The organism is Streptomyces sp. A5-4 (assembly GCF_051131715.1).
In the GTDB taxonomy this organism is placed as follows: Bacteria; Actinomycetota; Actinomycetes; order Streptomycetales; family Streptomycetaceae; genus Streptomyces.
Genome location: NZ_CP178591.1, coordinates 6,278,720 through 6,295,313, shown reverse-complemented (window position 1 = coordinate 6,295,313; position 16,594 = coordinate 6,278,720). Strand labels below are relative to the sequence as shown.

The 16,594-nt window shown below is 70.1% G+C and carries 14 protein-coding genes; 3 read left to right on the top strand and 11 right to left on the bottom strand.

Features of this window, described 5'->3' with window-relative positions; all coding sequences use genetic code 11:
- Positions 1-47 precede the first annotated feature (47 nt).
- Complete coding sequence (locus ACLLJJ_RS29575) at positions 48-239, top strand: hypothetical protein (protein ID WP_434596988.1); 192 nt, start codon at positions 48-50, stop codon at positions 237-239.
- A gap of 15 nt (positions 240-254) precedes the next feature.
- Here ACLLJJ_RS29575 and ACLLJJ_RS29570 read toward each other — a convergent pair whose 3' ends face one another.
- The 4 genes from ACLLJJ_RS29570 to ACLLJJ_RS29555 all read right to left on the bottom strand — a co-directional run bounded on the left by ACLLJJ_RS29570 (position 255) and on the right by ACLLJJ_RS29555 (position 2,899).
- The gene (locus ACLLJJ_RS29570; protein WP_347118622.1) at positions 255-380 is read right to left on the bottom strand and encodes a hypothetical protein; all 126 of its coding nucleotides are present in this window, start codon (positions 378-380) and stop codon (positions 255-257) included.
- 269 nt (positions 381-649) lie between these two features.
- A complete protein-coding gene (locus ACLLJJ_RS29565; protein WP_434596986.1) occupies positions 650-1,015 on the bottom strand; it encodes a hypothetical protein in 366 nt (121 codons plus the stop codon).
- A gap of 182 nt (positions 1,016-1,197) precedes the next feature.
- Positions 1,198-1,737: a GNAT family N-acetyltransferase gene (locus tag ACLLJJ_RS29560; protein WP_434596984.1), complete on the bottom strand. Its 540-nt coding sequence runs from the start codon at positions 1,735-1,737 to the stop codon at positions 1,198-1,200.
- A 118-nt stretch (positions 1,738-1,855) separates the two neighbouring features.
- Positions 1,856-2,899, bottom strand: coding sequence for a S1 family peptidase (locus ACLLJJ_RS29555; protein WP_434596981.1), 1,044 nt, complete (start codon positions 2,897-2,899; stop codon positions 1,856-1,858).
- 177 nt (positions 2,900-3,076) lie between these two features.
- Between ACLLJJ_RS29555 and ACLLJJ_RS29550 the strand changes: the two genes are divergently transcribed.
- Positions 3,077-3,919 (top strand): DUF1206 domain-containing protein, encoded by an 843-nt coding sequence (locus ACLLJJ_RS29550; RefSeq protein ID WP_434596979.1) that lies wholly within the window; start codon positions 3,077-3,079, stop codon positions 3,917-3,919.
- 104 nt (positions 3,920-4,023) lie between these two features.
- On the opposite strand, the gene pruA is transcribed toward ACLLJJ_RS29550, so the two are convergent.
- Both pruA and ACLLJJ_RS29540 read right to left on the bottom strand, forming a co-directional pair.
- A complete protein-coding gene (pruA, locus tag ACLLJJ_RS29545) occupies positions 4,024-5,655 on the bottom strand; it encodes an L-glutamate gamma-semialdehyde dehydrogenase (protein WP_434596977.1) in 1,632 nt (543 codons plus the stop codon).
- Positions 5,656-5,687: 32 nt separating this feature from the next.
- The gene (locus tag ACLLJJ_RS29540; protein WP_434596974.1) at positions 5,688-6,614 is read right to left on the bottom strand and encodes a proline dehydrogenase family protein; all 927 of its coding nucleotides are present in this window, start codon (positions 6,612-6,614) and stop codon (positions 5,688-5,690) included.
- 172 nt (positions 6,615-6,786) lie between these two features.
- Here ACLLJJ_RS29540 and ACLLJJ_RS29535 point away from each other — a divergent pair, with 172 nt between their 5' ends.
- Positions 6,787-7,932, top strand: a complete 1,146-nt coding sequence (locus tag ACLLJJ_RS29535; protein WP_434596973.1) for a PucR family transcriptional regulator — start codon at positions 6,787-6,789, stop codon at positions 7,930-7,932.
- 81 nt (positions 7,933-8,013) lie between these two features.
- On the opposite strand, the gene serA is transcribed toward ACLLJJ_RS29535, so the two are convergent.
- From serA to ACLLJJ_RS29510, 5 genes are all read right to left on the bottom strand, one after another.
- A complete protein-coding gene (gene serA, locus ACLLJJ_RS29530) occupies positions 8,014-9,606 on the bottom strand; it encodes a phosphoglycerate dehydrogenase (protein WP_434596971.1) in 1,593 nt (530 codons plus the stop codon).
- 254 nt (positions 9,607-9,860) lie between these two features.
- Positions 9,861-10,862, bottom strand: coding sequence for a ketol-acid reductoisomerase (gene ilvC / locus ACLLJJ_RS29525; RefSeq protein ID WP_434596968.1), 1,002 nt, complete (start codon positions 10,860-10,862; stop codon positions 9,861-9,863).
- Positions 10,863-11,052: 190 nt separating this feature from the next.
- Positions 11,053-11,580 carry an acetolactate synthase small subunit gene (gene ilvN, locus ACLLJJ_RS29520; protein WP_283515712.1) on the bottom strand — a complete coding sequence of 176 codons (528 nt, stop codon included), beginning with the start codon at positions 11,578-11,580 and terminating at the stop codon, positions 11,053-11,055.
- Positions 11,581-11,606: 26 nt separating this feature from the next.
- The gene (locus ACLLJJ_RS29515; RefSeq protein ID WP_434596965.1) at positions 11,607-13,466 is read right to left on the bottom strand and encodes an acetolactate synthase large subunit; all 1,860 of its coding nucleotides are present in this window, start codon (positions 13,464-13,466) and stop codon (positions 11,607-11,609) included.
- A gap of 204 nt (positions 13,467-13,670) precedes the next feature.
- Positions 13,671-16,535, bottom strand: a complete 2,865-nt coding sequence (locus tag ACLLJJ_RS29510) for a putative bifunctional diguanylate cyclase/phosphodiesterase (RefSeq protein ID WP_434596963.1) — start codon at positions 16,533-16,535, stop codon at positions 13,671-13,673.
- Positions 16,536-16,594: the final 59 nt, after the last annotated feature.

Genomic DNA, 16,594 nt, shown 5'->3' with positions numbered 1-16,594 from the left:
GTCACAAGATCAGCGACAGAACCAACATCCATGACCACGAGCACATCGTGACGTTCCACTGGACGAAGCCGCGGCTGCCCGACCCGGACACGGTGGAGTGGTCCCGGGTCAGGTACACCGGCTTCTCGTTCCTCGCGGTGGAGGCCGAGGCCGGGCCCTCACCGAAGCTCAAGGTCTCCGCGCTCGCCGAATCGGGCGAGCGCATCGACCACTTCGAGATCCGGCGCGGCGGCCGTTAGGGGTATTGGGGGCCCTCAGTGGCCGGTGGAGCCGCCGTTGTCGCGGCGGTCCAGGGCGCGCTGCAGGGCGGCTGCCGCCTGCTTGCGGTCGGACTCGCTGGTACGGGCGGTGTGACGGACGCGGCGTGCGGTCTCAGCCATGATGATCGACTCCTTGAGATCAGAACGATTTCGAGGTGCCGGAAGAGGCGGGGAGTGGGCGCCGCAGGGGTTACCTGCTCGGGGGCACCGGCTCACGACCGCCGTTCGCTGATGGAGCGAGACGTTCGGCTTCTACCAAGTTAAGTGAGACCGGACTATCTGTCTCCACAATTACTCGGACTTCCTACTATCTGAGACGCGATCTTGGCCCGCCGGCCGATCCCGGTGGCCGGCGATAACACGCATCGCCATCTAGCTTGTATTCCTATCTAGGTGGCGGCGGCCAGGGCTGGGAGGTCGAACGGATCGACCGGGATGTTCGTGAGCCGCCGGGCGCCGGGGGCGGCGATGCGGTGGGAGTACCGGCGCGAGGTGGCGAACAACGCGAAGGTCCGGGGGGATGTCACGGAGCGGCTCGCTCCCGACGGCTGGGAGCCGTGCGGGCACTGGCTCTTCCTGGCGTACTTCAAGCGGCCCGCCGCCGCGAGCACCGGACCCGCCGCGGACCTGCCGGCGCCGCCCGAGGCTCCGTCCAAGCGGCTCTTCTTCAGCGGGAAGTACCGCGCGATGCCGGCCGGCCTCGGGGCGCTGGTCGCGCTGTACGCCGTGGTGGTCGCGGGGATCCTGCTGGGCACGGACAAGACGGCGGGCGAGCTGTTCAGCCCCGGATTCGTGGTGGGAGCGGTCGTGGGGGGCGTGGTCGGGGGCGGGCTCGCGGTGTGGGCGGTGCGGCGGGACGCGGCCCGGGGGACGCGGAGCGCCCAGGGGGCGCCGGCGGCGGGCTGTTCCCCGCCGAGTGGGAAGGGGCGGGCGCAAGTCAGAGCACGTCCCCGTCCCGCCAGTCGAAGACCAACGCGTCCGACACCGCCGGCAGGCCCGCCGCACCCGGCCACAGATACGTCGTCCCCTCCTCCTCCGGCAGCGCCACCACCCCGCCCGGACCCAGCGCGGCGATCGCCCCGGCCCACACCTGCCACCCCCGCGCCGCATACAGCGCCGCGCCCTCGTCCGACGCGGACAGCGCGCCAACCCGGTACGCCGAGCCGATCACGCACTCCAGCGCGTCCATCACCCGGCCGCCCAGGCCCTGCCTGCGCCGGTCGGACCGTACGGCCACCGCCTCGACGTAACCCACGCGCAGGGAGCGCCCGCGGTGCAGGACCCGGCGCTGGATGACGCTGCCGTGCGCGGCGATGCCGCGGCTGTCCCGCACCCACGCGTGGACGCCACCCAGTGCGTGGTCCCAGTCGTCGTCGCTGAAGTCGTGGTCGAAGGCCGCGTCGAGGAGGTCGCGGATCTCCTGGCGGGCGGCCGGGTCCAGCTCCGAGGTGTGGGCGGTGTGCAGCGACTCAGTCATGCACAGCACTCTCCCAGCACCCGCCCGTGACAGGTACCCGGTTGCCCACCGGGCGGCCGGTCAGTCGCGGACACGCCGCTGCCCCCGCCGGACGTCCGGCGGGGGCAGCGGCCGTGGCTCAGAACACGTTCACGCCGTACGCGGCGAGGGCCTCCTTCACCGGCTGGTGGATCGCCGAGCCGCTGGTACCCGTGCAGCCGGAGCTGCCCGAGTGGATGCCGAGGGCGACGGAGCCGGCGAAGTGGGCGCCGCCGCTGTCGCCGCCGGCCGAGCAGGCGGTGGTGCGGACCATGTTGTGGACCGGGCCGTCCCCGTAGTTGACGGTGACGTTGACCGCGCTGACCGTGCCGCTGGTGACCTTTGTCGTCGAGCCGCTCTTCTTGATGGCCTGGCCGACGACCGCGTCGGCGGCGGACGCGATGTCCTGGTAACTGCCGTTGTAGAGGTTGACGTTGCCGACCGCCGACGAGGCGGCGTTGTAGCGCACGATGCCGTAGTCGTTGGTCGGGAAGCTGCTGCCCTCACGGACTCCGATCACCGGACCGCCCGAAGTGGCCGACCAGTTGGCGGAGATGTTGGTGCAGTGCCCCGCCGTCACGAAGTACCGGGTGGCGCCCTTGGCCACGTTGAACGCCGACGAACAGCGTGAGCCGCCGCCGTAGATGGCGTCGCCCCCGGAAAACTCCCGCTTGAAGACCCCCGGCACGCGCTCGACGCGCACCGCGTCGCCGAGCTTGGCCGCCGTCTTGTTCAGCCGGGCCATGTCCGGCGCGGACACGGACCGGTCGGCCTCGACCGTGATCCGGTTGATCCTGGGGTCCAGGCCCCAGGACGTGCCGGTGATCTTCGCCTCGGACTCCAGGGTGTCCACGGCGGCGTCGAGCTGCGCGGCACTGCGCTGTACGCGCCGGGGTGTCGCACCGGCCGCGCGGACCTGCTCGGCGGCGCGGTCGCTGGTGACGGTGACGACGAGGTCGCCGGTGCGCCGGTCGAGGTAGGTGCCCGCGGTGTCGTCGCCGAGCCGCTGGGTGAGGGCGGAGTCCAGGGCGTACGGCGAGGGGGCGGCCGAGGGCTCGGCGCCCGCCGGGGCCGCGCCGACGCCCAGGGCGCCGATGACGATCAGGGCGGACAGGGCAGCGTGCGTACGAACGGTACGTCTCATGGGGGGGGGAAGCTCCTTGGTCCGTTTTCCGTGGGGGGCTCTGCGGAGAATTTGACATGCCCATTGCCATTCCACAAGACCGCCTGAGCCGCCCCGCCGACGGAGAGCCACCGCACCGGTATGGGGTTCGTTCCGCCCGCGCGGGGCACCAGGAGTTGCGACGAAGGAGGCGAGCACATGAGTAGCAGAACCATGGCAGGGCGGGGCAAACGTACCGCGAGGCAGGCGTCGGACAGTTCTGCCCTGGAGGCCGCCGCACGCTGGGGCTTCGGGGCGCGCGGGGTGCTCTACATATTGATCGGGCTACTGGCCCTGCAGATCGCCTTCGGCGAAAGCGGCGGGAAGACGGCCGACCGGGGCGGCGCGCTCGCGCAGCTCTCCGAACAGCCGCTGGGCTCCGTCATGTTGTGGGTGCTGGGCATCGGACTGGCCGGCATGGCGCTCTGGCGGCTCTCCGAGGCGATCTTCGGCTCCGCGGGCGCCGACGGTCGCAAGCCCCGCAAGCGCCTGTTCTCCCTGGCCCGTTTCGTCTTCTACGGCTTCGTGGCCTACTCGGTGCTCGCGTTCGCCTCAGGTGACAAGGGCAGTGGCAGCGGTGAGAGCGACGGCCAGTCCGAGGACGTGACGGCCAAGGTCTTCGACTTTCCCGGCGGGCGGTGGATCGTCGCCGTCGGTGGCCTGGCCATCGTGGGCGTGGGCCTGTGGATCGGCAGCCGCGCGGCCCTGCGCAAGTACCACAAGCACCTGAGGATGAGCGAGCTGACGGGCCGTACCCGCACCGCCGTCGACGTCACCGGTGTGGCCGGCGGCATCGCACGCGGCGTGGTCTTCGCCGGGGTCGGCGGCTTCGCGGTCAAGGCCGCGGTCGACTACGAACCGGACAAGGCCAAGGGCATCGACGACACCCTCCACTCCTTCACCCAGACCCCGGCGGGACCGTGGCTGCTGGCCGTGATCGCGGTGGGCCTGGTGCTGTTCGGCGTCTTCTCCTTCGCGATGGCCCGCTGGCGCAAGATCTGAGCGGAGCCAAAAGCCCCCGCCCCCGGACACACGAACCGCCCCCGTCCGGCGTGGGGCCAGGACGGGGGCGGGGGCTCGATTGGGCGGCACAACGCCCGGGGCGGTCAGCCCTGGTGCGGGTAGGTGTACTCGGTCGGGGCGACCAGGGTCTCCTTGATGGCCCGCGTCAACGTCCAGCGCTGGAGGTTCTGCGGCGCGCCGGCCTTGTCGTTGGTGCCCGACGCGCGGCCACCGCCGAAGGGCTGCTGGCCGACGACGGCGCCGGTCGACTTGTCGTTGATGTAGAAGTTGCCCGCCGCGTAGCGCAGCTTGTCCATCGTGTGCGCCGCCGCGGCGCGGTCGCCGGAGATGACGGCGCCGGTCAGGGCGTAGTCCGATGCCGACTCCATCTGCTCCAGCATGGCGTCGTACTTCTCGTCCTCGTAGACGTGGACCGCGAGGATCGGGCCGAAGTACTCGGTCGAGAAGACCTCGTTCGCCGGGTCCGTGCACGCGATGACCGTCGGGCGGACGAAGTAGCCGACCGAGTCGTCGTACGTACCGCCCGCGACGATCGTGCAGGTCGGGTCGGCGGCGGCGCGGTCGATCGCGGCCTTGTTCTTGGCGAACGAACGCTCGTCGATGACGGCGCCCATGAAGTTCTGCAGGTCGGTGACGTCACCCATGGTGATGCCGTCGACCTCGGCCGCGAACTCCTCCTTGAAGCCGGAGTTCCAGATCGAGGCCGGGACGTACGCGCGCGAGGAGGCCGAGCACTTCTGGCCCTGGAACTCGAACGAACCGCGGGTCATCGCCGTCTTGAGGACGGCGCGGTCGGCGCTCGGGTGGGCGACGACGAAGTCCTTGCCGCCCGTCTCACCGACCAGACGCGGGTACGTGCGGTACTTCTCGATGTTCTCGCCGACCGTCTTCCACAGGTGCTGGAAGGTCTTGGTCGAGCCGGTGAAGTGGATGCCGGCCAGGTCGCGGTGGGTCAGGGCGACCTCGGAGACGGCGATGCCGTCGCCGGTGACCAGGTTGATGACGCCCTTGGGCAGGCCCGCCTCTTCGAGGAGCCGCATCAGCAGCACCGCGGCGTGCGTCTGCGTCGGGGACGGCTTCCACACGACCACATTGCCCATCAGGGCCGGGGCGGTCGGCAGGTTGCCCGCGATGGCCGTGAAGTTGAAGGGCGTGATCGCGTAGACGAAGCCCTCCAGCGGACGGTGGTCCAGCCGGTTCCACACGCCCGGGGAGTTCGCCGGGGGCTGCTCGGCGAGCAGGTCGCGGGCGTACTTGACGTTGAAGCGCCAGAAGTCGATGAGCTCACAGGGCGTGTCGATCTCCGCCTGCTGGGCGGTCTTCGACTGGCCGAGCATCGTGGAGGCCGCGAGGGTCTCGCGCCAGGGGCCCGAGAGCAGCTCGGCCGCGCGCAGGATGATCGCGGCGCGGTCGTCGAAGGACATCGCGCGCCAGGCCGGAGCGGCGGCGAGCGCGGCGTCGACCGCGTCCTGCGCGTCCTGCTTCGTGGCGTTGGCGGCGGTGCCGAGGACGGCCTTGTGGTTGTGCGGCTGTACGACGTCGAATCGCTCGCCACCACCCAGTCGCTTCTCACCATTGATCGTCATGGGGAGTTCGATGGGGTTCTCGGCCAGCTCCTTGAGCTTGGCGTCGAGGCGGGCACGCTCCGGAGTACCGGGTGCGTAGGAGTGCACCGGCTCGTTGACCGGCGCGGGGACCTGGGTTACAGCATCCATGGTTGCCGAATCTCCTTGGGTAATAGAGGTGATCAGCCGCGGCTGACGAGCGAGCGGAGGAAGAAGGCGAGGTTGGCCGGTCGCTCCGCGAGGCGGCGCATGAAGTATCCGTACCAGTCCGAGCCGTACGCGACGTAGACACGCATCCGGTGCCCCTCCGCGACGAGGCGTTCCTGCTCGCCCTCGCGGATGCCGAAGAGCATCTGGAACTCGTACTCGTCGAGCTTGCGGCCCGCACGGCGGGCCAGCTCCTGCGCGATGGCGACCATGCGCGGGTCGTGCGAGCCGACCATCGGGTAGCCGTCGCCGGCCATCAGGATCTTCAAGCAGCGGACGTACGCCTTGTCGACCTCGGCCTTGTCCTGGTACGCGACGGTCGCGGGCTCCTTGTAGGCGCCCTTGACCAGACGCACCCGTGAGCCTTCCCCGGCGAGTGCCCGGCAGTCGTCCTCGGTGCGGAAGAGGTACGACTGGAGGACCGCGCCGGTCTGCGGGAAGCTTCCGCGCAGCTCGGCGAGGATCGCGAGCGTGGAGTCGACCGTGGTGTGGTCCTCCATGTCGAGGCTGACCGCGGTGCCGATCTCGGCGGCGGCCTCGACGACGGCCCGGACGTTCTTCAGCGCCAGGTCGTGACCGCCGGGCAGCGCCTGTCCGAAGGACGAGAGCTTCACCGACATCTCGGCGCGCACGCCCAGGTCGAGCGGCTTGAGCGCGTCGACCAGAGCCAGATACGCGTCACGGGCGCGCAGGGCCTCGCTCGCGTCGGTGATGTCCTCACCGAGCACGTCGAGGGTGATTTCGAGACCGCGGTCGGCCATCGCCCGGACGGCCGTCATCGACTGCTCAAGCGACTCCCCGACGATGAAGCGGTCCACCACGGGCCGGGTGACCGGCGCGGCGGAAACGATGCGGCGCATCTTGTCGCTGCGCGCGGCAGCAAGAATCACAGGAGCCAGCACGGGGCACCTCCACGGACGAGGAAGGACAAAGCCGCAGACCCTACAGGGCCCGAACGGCACGGAGAACCACCGTGAAATCTAGGGATCGCTCCGATCCTGAGCCATCGACACCTGTCACGCATCCGTGGCCCGCATCTCATACAAATGTCTGAAGGGGTGCGAGTATGGAGAAGTGAAAGACGATTACCAGGAGCTGGTCGACGAGATCTCGGCGCTGCTCGGCGCCCCCGCGACGCTGGAGGACAGGGATTTCCGGCTGATCGCGTTCGGCGCGCACGACAGCGACAGCGGCTTCGACGAAACGGCCATGGACCCGGTCCGTACGCGCTCGATCCTCACCCGGCGCTCGACCGCCGAGGTACGGGCGTGGTTCGAGAAATTCGGCATCGCGACGGCGGAGGGCCCGGTGCACATCCCCGCCGACCCCGCGGCCGGAGTACTGCGCGGTCGGCTCTGCCTTCCCGTGCGCCACCGGGGCACCGTCCATGGCTATGTGTGGCTGCTCGCCGGGGACGACGAGCCGCACGGTCCCGTGCCGGACGAGGCGATGAAGGTCTGCGCCCGGATCGGGGCGCGTCTCGCGGACGAGGCCCGCGCCCGCGCCGACCTCGGCCCGTATCTGCGCACGCTGCTCACCACGGAGTCCGCCGAGCGCCGGGCCGCGGCGCTGGCCTCGCTGGGTACGGCGCTGGGCGGCGGAGGCCCGTACGCGCTGCTGTGCGCGGCGCCCTGGACGGAACTCGCGCCGGGGGTGCGCACGGTCCCGGGCGCGGCGGCCCTGAGCGTGGTCCCGGTGCCGGGACCCGCCGGTCCGAGGCTCGCCGCGCTGATCAGGGTCCGTACCCGCACGGACCTCTCCCCCGCCCTCGCGGCGGCCAAGAATCTCCTCGCCGGCGCCGGACCCGTCGTCGGCATCGGCAACGCCGTGAGCACGCTCGACGAGCTGCCCGGCGCCTGGCGGGAGGCCTCGGCCGCGGCCCGTGCGGCGCTGGCCCGGCCGCATCTCGGACCGGTCGCCGAGTGGGCGTCGATCGGCCCGTACCGGCTGCTGGCCGCACTCCCCGACAGCGGCCCCGGCCATCCCGTCGACCCCGCGGTACGTCCCCTGCTCGACCCCGCGCACGCCGAGCTCGCCCGCACCACGGAGGCGTACCTGGACTGCGCGGGCCAGGCCGGCCGCACGGCGAGTGTCCTGAACATCCACCGCCAGACGCTCTACTACCGCCTGTCCCGGGTGGAGCAGCTCACCGGCCTCGACCTGCACGACGGCGAGGACCGACTGCTGCTGCACATGTCCCTCAAGGCGGCCCGGCTGTAGCCCCCGGCTCCGCAGCGGCGCGCCCGGTATGCAGGGTCTGCATACCGGGCGCGCCGCTCAGTGCGTTGTACAGGGCGTGCGTCAGTCGGCGAGGTTGACCGAGCGGGCCGAGGCCGCGCCGATCTCGTCGCTGATCTCCGCGAGCACGGCCGGCGGGATCGTGTCGTCGATGGTGAGGACGACCAGCGCCTCGCCGCCCACGTCCGCGCGCGAGACCTGCATGCCCGCGATGTTCAGCCCGGCCTCACCGAGGATGCGGCCGACTGTGCCGACGACACCCGGGCGGTCCTGGTAGCGCAGGACGACCATGTGGTCGGCCAGCGTCAGATCGATGTCGTGCTCACCGATCGCGACGATCTTCTGCAGGTGCTTGGGGCCGGCCAGCGTGCCGGAGACCGAGACCTCCTCGCCGCCGGACAGCGTGCCGCGCACCGTGACGACGTTGCGGTGGTCCGGGGACTCCGAGCTCGTAGTGAGGCGGACCTCGACGCCGCGCTCCTGCGCGAAGAGCGGGGCGTTGACGTAGCTCACGGTCTCGTCGACGACATCCTCGAACACGCCCTTGAGCGCGGACAGTTCGAGCACCTTGACGTCGTGCTGGGTGATCTCGCCGTACACCTCGACGTCGAGCCGGGCCGCGACCTCGCCCGCGAGCGCGGTGAAGATGCGGCCGAGCTTCTCGGCGAGCGGCAGGCCGGGGCGCACGTCCTCGGCGATGACGCCGCCCTGGACGTTGACCGCGTCCGGCACGAGCTCACCGGCGAGCGCGAGGCGCACGGACCGGGCGACGGAGACGCCCGCCTTCTCCTGGGCCTCGTCGGTGGAGGCGCCGAGGTGCGGCGTGCAGACGACCTGGTCGAACTGGAACAGCGGGGAGTCCGTGCAGGGCTCCTTCGTGTACACGTCCAGACCGGCGCCGGCGACGCGGCCCTCCTTGAGCGCGGAGGCCAGCGCCTCCTCGTCGACGATCCCGCCGCGCGCGGCGTTGACGATCCGGACCGACGGCTTGACCTTGTGGAGCGCTTCGTCGCCGATGAGGCCGAGCGTCTCGGGGGTCTTGGGGAGGTGGACCGTGATGAAGTCCGAGACCTCGAGGAGCTCGTCGAGCGAGAGGAGCTTCACGCCCATCTGCGCGGCGCGCGCGGGCTGTACGTAGGGGTCGTACGCGACGATCTTCATGCCGAAGGCCGACATGCGCTGGGCTACGAGGACACCGATCCGGCCGAGGCCGACGACACCCAGCGTCTTCTCGCTCAGCTCGACACCCGTGTACTTCGAGCGCTTCCACTCGCCGTTCTTCAGGGCGCTGTTGGCCTGCGGAATGTTGCGCGCGGTGGCGACGAGCAGGCCGCAGGCGAGCTCGGCCGCGGTGACGATGTTCGACGTCGGAGCGTTGACGACCATGACGCCGGCCTTGGTGGCGGCGGAGACGTCGACGTTGTCCAGACCGACGCCCGCACGGGCGACGACCCGGAGCTTCTTCGCGGCCGCGATGGCCTCGGCGTCGACCTTCGTCGCGGAACGGACAAGAATCGCGTCCGCATCGGCAATGGCGGGCAGCAACTCGGCGCGGTCGGCGCCGTTGCAGTGCCGGATCTCAAAATCCGGACCCAGGGCATCGACAGTGGCCGGCGACAGCTCTTCCGCGATGAGTACGACTGGTTTCGAGCTCACGTGAGTCCTCACTGGTCCTTTGCGGACGGCCGTCCCGACGGCCGAAGGCGGTGGAGGGGCTAGCCGCGTGTGAGACGCACGACGCTGTGGGCCTTACGCGTGTATGTGTGGATGAGTGTAGTGGGACCGGAAGACGCGTCCTGTGCCTCGACGGAAGGATCACCCGTCCGTGGCTGGACGTTGTGTCCACTTGCGCTCGGGCCGGGTGTGCCCGAGGGGCCGCGGCGGCTGCCGCGGCCCCTCGGGCGGAAGGCTTACGCCTCGTCGTTGTCGACCCAGCTCATGAGCTTGCGGAGCTCCTTGCCCGTGGTCTCCAGCAGGCTCTCGCTGTCGGCCTTCTTGTACTCGTTGTACTTCTTCAGACCGCCGTGGTACTCGGCCATCCACTGCTTGGCGAAGGTGCCGTCCTGGATCTCGGTGAGGACCTTCTTCATCTCGACCTTGGTCTGGTCGGTGATGATGCGGGGGCCGGTGACGTAGTCGCCCCACTCGGCGGTCTCGGAGACCGACCAGCGCATCTTGTCGAGGCCGCCCTCGTACATCAGGTCCACGATCAGCTTGAGCTCGTGGAGGCACTCGAAGTACGCGATCTCCGGCTGGTAGCCGGCCTCGGTCAGGGTCTCAAAACCGGCCTTGACCAGGGCGGCCGTACCACCGCAGAGAACGGCCTGCTCACCGAACAGGTCGGTCTCGGTCTCCTCGGTGAAGGTCGTCTTGATGACGCCCGCACGCGTGCCGCCGATGGCCTTTGCGTAGGAGAGCGTGAGCGCGAAGGCCTTGCCGGTCGCGTCCTGCTCGACGGCCGCGATACACGGAACGCCGCGGCCCTCCTCGTACTGACGGCGGACGAGGTGGCCGGGGCCCTTGGGGGCGACCATGCAGACGTCGATGCCCTCGGGGGCCTTGATGAAGTCGAAGCGGATGTTCAGGCCGTGGCCGAAGAACAGCGCGTCGCCGGCCTTGAGGTTGTCCTTGATGGACGCCTCGTAGATCTCGGCCTGCAGCGGGTCCGGGACGAGGATCATGATGACGTCGGCCTCGGTGGCGGCCTCGGCGACGGTGACGACGCGCAGGCCCTGCTCCTCGGCCTTCGCCTTGGACTTCGAACCCTCGTGCAGACCGACTCGGACGTCGACACCCGAGTCGCGCAGCGACAGCGCGTGGGCGTGCCCCTGACTGCCGTATCCGATGACCGCTACCTTGCGGCCCTGGATGATGGACAGGTCGGCATCGTCGTCGTAGAACAGCTCGGCCACTGGGATTCTCCTTGGTGTGCACGTCTTGGAATTGACGCTGTTTGCGTCCCACCGTACGGCGGGATGGGGGCGGGGGTTCTTGGGTCTCGCCATGCGAACAACAGGACTGCCGCGAACGGCGGGGCTCAGGGGAACAGCAGGACCAGGCGCCGTGCGAGCCGCCGGACGCGGCACCGCACGGACACCGCGGTCACGCGGACCTGTCCAGCGATCGCAGGCTGCGGTCCGTGATGGACCGGGAGCCTCGCCCTATGGCGATCGTGCCGGACTGGACGAGCTCCTTGATGCCGTACTGCTCCAGCATCTTGAGCATCGCTTCGAGCTTGTCGGCGCCGCCGGTCGCCTCGATGGTGACGGCCTCCGGCGAGACGTCCACGGTCTTGGCGCGGAACAGCTGGACGATCTCGACGATCTGCGAGCGCGTCTCGCTGTCGGCCCTGACCTTCACCAGGACGAGCTCGCGCTGGACCGCGGCGCCGGACTCCAGCTCGACGATCTTCAGCACGTTGACGAGCTTGTTGAGCTGCTTGGTGACCTGCTCAAGCGGCAGCGCCTCGATCACGTTCACCACGATCGTGATGCGCGAGATGTCGGGGTGCTCGGTGGTGCCCACCGCGAGGGAGTCGATATTGAACCCGCGGCGGGAGAACAGGGCCGTGATCCGCGCGAGGACACCCGGCTTGTTCTCGACCAGGACGGAGAGTGTGTGCTTGGACATGGGCTTGAAGTCTCTCTCTCGTCTTCTCAGTCGTCTTCGTTGTCGCCGAAGTCGGGGCGGACCCCGCGGGCGGCCATGACCTCGTCGTTGGAGGTGCCCGCGGCGACCATCGGGTACACCATGGCGTCCTCGTGGACGATGAAGTCGATCACGACGGGGCGGTCGTTGATGGAGTTGGCCTCGGCGATGACCTTGTCGAGGTCGGCCGGGTCCTCACAGCGGATCGCGTAACAGCCCATGGCCTCCGACAGCTTCACGAAGTCCGGGACCCGGGTGCCCGCGCTCGGCTGCTTGCCGTCGGCGTCCGGACCGCTGTGCAGCACGGTGTTGGAGTAGCGCTGGTTGTAGAACAGGGTCTGCCACTGGCGGACCATCCCGAGGGCGCCGTTGTTGATGATGGCGACCTTGATCGGGATGTTGTTGAGCGCGCAGGTGGTCAGTTCCTGATTGGTCATCTGGAAGCAGCCGTCGCCGTCGATCGCCCAGACCGTACGGTCCGGCATGCCGGCCTTGGCGCCCATCGCGGCGGGAACCGCGTATCCCATCGTTCCGGCGCCGCCCGAGTTGAGCCAGGTAGAGGGCTGCTCGTACTGGATGAAGTGCGAGGCCCACATCTGGTGCTGGCCGACGCCCGCCGCGAAGATCGTGCCTTCCGGGGCGAGTTGGCCGACGCGCTCGATGACCTGCTGCGGTGACAGCTGGCCGTTCTCGGGCAGGTCGTAGCCGAGCGGGTAGGTGTCGCGCCAGCGGTTGAGGTCCTTCCACCAGGCGGTGTAGTCGCCGGTGTTGCCCTCGGTGTGCTCGGCCTGGACGGCCTGCACCAGGTCGGCGATGACCTCGCGGGCGTCGCCGACGATCGGGACGTCCACGGCGCGGTTCTTGCCGATCTCGGCGGGGTCGATGTCCGCGTGGATGACCTTGGCGTACGGCGCGAAGCTGTCCAGCTTGCCCGTGACCCGGTCGTCGAACCGGGTGCCGAGCGCGATGAGCAGGTCGGACTTCTGCAGTGCGGTGACGGCGGTGACCGCACCGTGCATACCGGGCATTCCCACGTGCAGGGGGTGGCTGTCGGGGAAGGATCCCAGCGCCATGAGGGTGGTGGCGACGGGTGCTCCGGTGAGCTCTGCGAGGACCTTCAGTTCGGCGGTGGCACCGGCCTTCATGACGCCGCCCCCGACGTACAGCACCGGCCGCTTGGCCTGGGTGATCAGCTTGGCGGCCTCGCGGATCTGCTTGGCGTGCGGCTTGGTCACCGGGCGGTAGCCGGGCAGGTCGTTGGTGGGCGGCCAGCTGAAGGTGGTGCGGGCCTGGAGGGCGTCCTTGGCGATGTCGACCAGAACCGGCCCGGGGCGTCCCGTCGCGGCGATGTGGAACGCCTCGGCGATGGTCCGCGGGATGTCCTCGGCCCTGGTGACCAGGAAGTTGTGCTTGGTGATCGGCATCGTGATGCCGCAGATGTCCGCCTCCTGGAAGGCGTCGGTACCGATGGCCTTGGAGGCCACCTGGCCGGTGATCGCGACCAGCGGGACGGAGTCCATGTGGGCGTCGGCGATCGGGGTGACCAGGTTGGTGGCGCCGGGTCCCGAGGTCGCCATGCACACCCCGACCTTGCCGGTCGCCTGGGCGTAGCCCGTTGCCGCGTGACCCGCGCCCTGCTCATGACGGACGAGGATGTGGCGGACCTTCGAGGAGTCCATCAGCGGGTCGTACGCGGGGAGGATCGCACCGCCGGGAATGCCGAATACCGTGTCGGCCCCGACTTCCTCGAGGGAGCGGATGAGCGACTGCGCGCCCGTCACGTGCTCGACAGTGGCGACGTGCTGTCCGCCGGTGCGGGGCCGCGGTTGCGGATGGTGGGCCCCGGTGGCCTGCTCGGTCATCGGCATTCTCTTCTCGAAGCTGAGGGTTTTACGAGGGTTTGGGAGGTGCCAGTGCAACAAAAAACCCCTCGTGCCGGGAGGCAAGCGAGGGGAGCGCGTCGGGTGGGGTCTGCAGGGCCTTGGTCATGCCCTGCTTCAGCCGACGCGCTTTCCAAGTACGAGAATTCGGGTGCGCATGGCACTGACCTTCCCTCCGGCGCCCGGCGCCTGTCAAGTAGGTGGGACGGGCGTCTCAGTATTTGAACGCATCGGAGTATGGGTGAGCGCGTCGCTTCCGGTCGCGCCCACATGCCTGACGGGAAGTGATCCGCCCACCAGCACCGGCTCCGGCGCCCCGCCGGGCACCGGGAAGTCGCCGCGCACCAGGGCGCGGCGCAGCCGGTACTCGTCGAGCGGCCCGGAGAACGCCATGCCCTGGCCATGGGTGCACCCCATGGCACGCAGCGCGATCACCTGCTCGGGCACGTCCACGCCGTCCGCCACGGACTGCATGCCGAGGTCGCCGGCGATGCGGAGCAGCCCGCTGGTGATCTTGTGCAGCCGGGCGGACTCCACGACGCCCTCGACCAGACCGCGGTCCAGTTTCAGTACGTCGATGGGGAGCCTGCGCAGTGCGTTGATGGCGGCATAGCCACTGCCGAAGCCGTCCAGCGCGATACGGACGCCGAGCCTGCGCAGCGCCACCAGGCGTCGCTCCAGCTCGTCGAAGGAGAACCGCGGGTCGCTGTCGGCCAGCTCGATCATCAGGGCCCCCGACGGCAGCCCGTGCCGAGTGAGGAGGGCCTCGATGGAGCCGAGCGGCATGGCCAGGTCCACCAGCCGGCGCGCCGAGATCCGGACCGCGACGGGCACCGGGTGGCCCGCGCGGTTGCGCTCGGCGGCCTGCTCGACGGCCTCCTCCAGGAGCCAGCGGCCCAGCTCGGCGGTGCGGTCGTTGTCGTCGGCGACCCGCAGGAACTCGGCGGGCGTGAAGAGGATGCCCTGGGTGGAGCGCCAGCGGGCCTGGGCGGCGACGGCGGCGACCCGGCCAGTGGTGAGGCTCACCACGGGCTGATGGAGCAGCGCGAACTCGCCCTCGTGCAGCGCGGTGCGCAGTCGGGCGGCCAGCTCGGTCCTGCGGACGACCTCGGCCTGCATCTGCGGCGCGTACAGCTCGACCCGGTCCTTGCCCGCAGCCTTCGCGCGGTACATGGCGAGGTCGGCGTTGCGCATCAGGTCGGTGGGGGTGACGCCGTGCTCGGCGAAAGCGACCCCGATGGACGCGGCGACCCGCACCTCGTGACCGTCGATCTTGTACGGCTGGGAGAGCATCAGCCGCAGCCGGTCGGCGATCTCGTGCACCTGGCACTCGCGGGAGGCCTGGTCGTGGGAGCCCTCGCCCATGATCAGGGCGGCGAACTCGTCACCGCCCAGCCGGGCGGCGGTGTCCCCGGACCGTACGGAGTCCTGGAGGCGGCGGGCGGCCTGGATCAGCAGCTCGTCGCCGGCCTGATGACCGATGGTGTCGTTCACCGCCTTGAAGCCGTCGAGGTCGATGTAGAGCACGGCGGTGCCCGGATCGCAGACCCGGCGCCCGCCCAGCGCCTGCCGGACGCGCGCGGTGAACAGGGCGCGGTTGGGCAGGTCGGTGAGCGGGTCGTGCTCGGCGTTGTGCTGCAACTGGGCCTGCAGGCGCACCCGTTCGGTGACGTCACGACTGTTGAAGATCAGGCCGCCCTGGTGGCGGTTGACCGTGGACTCGACATTGAGCCACTCCCCCGTACCCGATTTGAAGCGGCACTCCATCCGGGTCGTGGGCTCCTCCGAGGGTGGAGTGGCCAGAAAGCGGCGTACTTCATGGACCACCCGGCCCAGATCCTCGGGGTGGATCAGTGAGGCGAGCTCGGAGCCGATCAGCTCCTCGGCGTCCCGCCCGTAGACCCCGGAGGCGGCCGGGCTGACGTACCGCAGTATCCCGGTGGGCGCGGCGATCATGATGACGTCGCTCGATCCCTGCACCAGGGAGCGGAAGTGGTTCTCCTTCTGCGCCAGCTCCTGGGTGAGGGAGATGTTGTCGACGAGCATGATGCCCTGGCGCACGACCAGGGCGAGCACGACCGTGCATCCGGTGAAGACCACCACCCGGTCGACGCGGCGGCCCTCCGTCACGTTGTAGAGGATGCCGAGCGTGCAGACCGCGGCGGCGAGGTACGGGGTGAGGGCGGCCAGGGAGCCGCCGATGGGCCGGCTGCCCGGATCGCGGGAGCCCCGGTGGTACGGAGCGCCCTCCCCCCACTGCCCCGCGCGGCGCGCGCCCCAGGGCGCGTAGGCGAGGAGCAGCGAGCCGGCGAACCAGCCCGCGTCGAGGAGCTGGCCCGAGCGGTAGTTCTCACGCAGCAGGGGCGAGGTGAACAGCGCGTCGCACAGGACGGTCGTGGCGAGGGCTGCGATGGTGGTGTTGATCGCGGTGCGGTTGGCGTTGGACCGTCGGAAGTGCAGCGCGAGAACCATGCTGACCAGCGCGATGTCGAGCAATGGATAGGCGAGGGAGAGGGCGGCGTGGGCCACGGTCTCGCCCTGGAAGTGCGCGGTGTGCGCGAGCGCGAGGCTCCAGGACAGCGTGAGCAGCGAGCCGCCGATGAGCCAGGAGTCCAGCGCGAGGCAGACCCAGCCGGCCCGGGTGACGGGCCGCTTCGCGAGGACGAGCAGCCCGACGATGGCGGGCGGCCCGAAGCACAGGAAGAAGAAGTCGGCGAAGGAGGGCGAGGGGACCTTGCTGTCCAGCACGACCTCGTACCATCCCCAGACCGCGTTGCCGCAGGCGGCCATCGCGGAGGAGAAGGAGAACAGCAGCCAGGCCGGCCGAAAGCGGCTCTCGCGCGCGCGTGCGTAGAGGAAGCAGGACACCGCGGCGAGCAGGGCGGCGAGCGCGAGGCCGAAGTCGCCCATGAAGAGGGCGAGTTCGGGGGATCCCCAGCCGAGGGCCGCGCCGGTGGCATAACCTCCGCAGATCAGCGCCAGAAGAAGCTGGGAGTACAGCCCCGCTCCGCCGCCGGAGAACGCCCGCCGGGTGAGGAGTGCTCCCGGGGCGGTCACCGGGCCACCAGGGAGTCCGGACCCCGGGGCGCCCGGAGCCGGTGCGGGCCCGGTCTGGC

Coding starts and splice junctions, on each gene's coding strand:
- ACLLJJ_RS29515 (WP_434596965.1), bottom strand. CDS start 13,466: ATGCCGATGACCGAGCAGGCCACCGGGGCCCACCATCCGCAACCGCGG.
- ACLLJJ_RS29550 (WP_434596979.1), top strand. CDS start 3,077: ATGAGTAGCAGAACCATGGCAGGGCGGGGCAAACGTACCGCGAGGCAG.
- ACLLJJ_RS29555 (WP_434596981.1), bottom strand. CDS start 2,899: ATGAGACGTACCGTTCGTACGCACGCTGCCCTGTCCGCCCTGATCGTC.
- ilvN (WP_283515712.1), bottom strand. CDS start 11,580: ATGTCCAAGCACACACTCTCCGTCCTGGTCGAGAACAAGCCGGGTGTC.
- ACLLJJ_RS29570 (WP_347118622.1), bottom strand. CDS start 380: ATGGCTGAGACCGCACGCCGCGTCCGTCACACCGCCCGTACCAGCGAG.
- ACLLJJ_RS29560 (WP_434596984.1), bottom strand. CDS start 1,737: ATGACTGAGTCGCTGCACACCGCCCACACCTCGGAGCTGGACCCGGCC.
- pruA (WP_434596977.1), bottom strand. CDS start 5,655: ATGGATGCTGTAACCCAGGTCCCCGCGCCGGTCAACGAGCCGGTGCAC.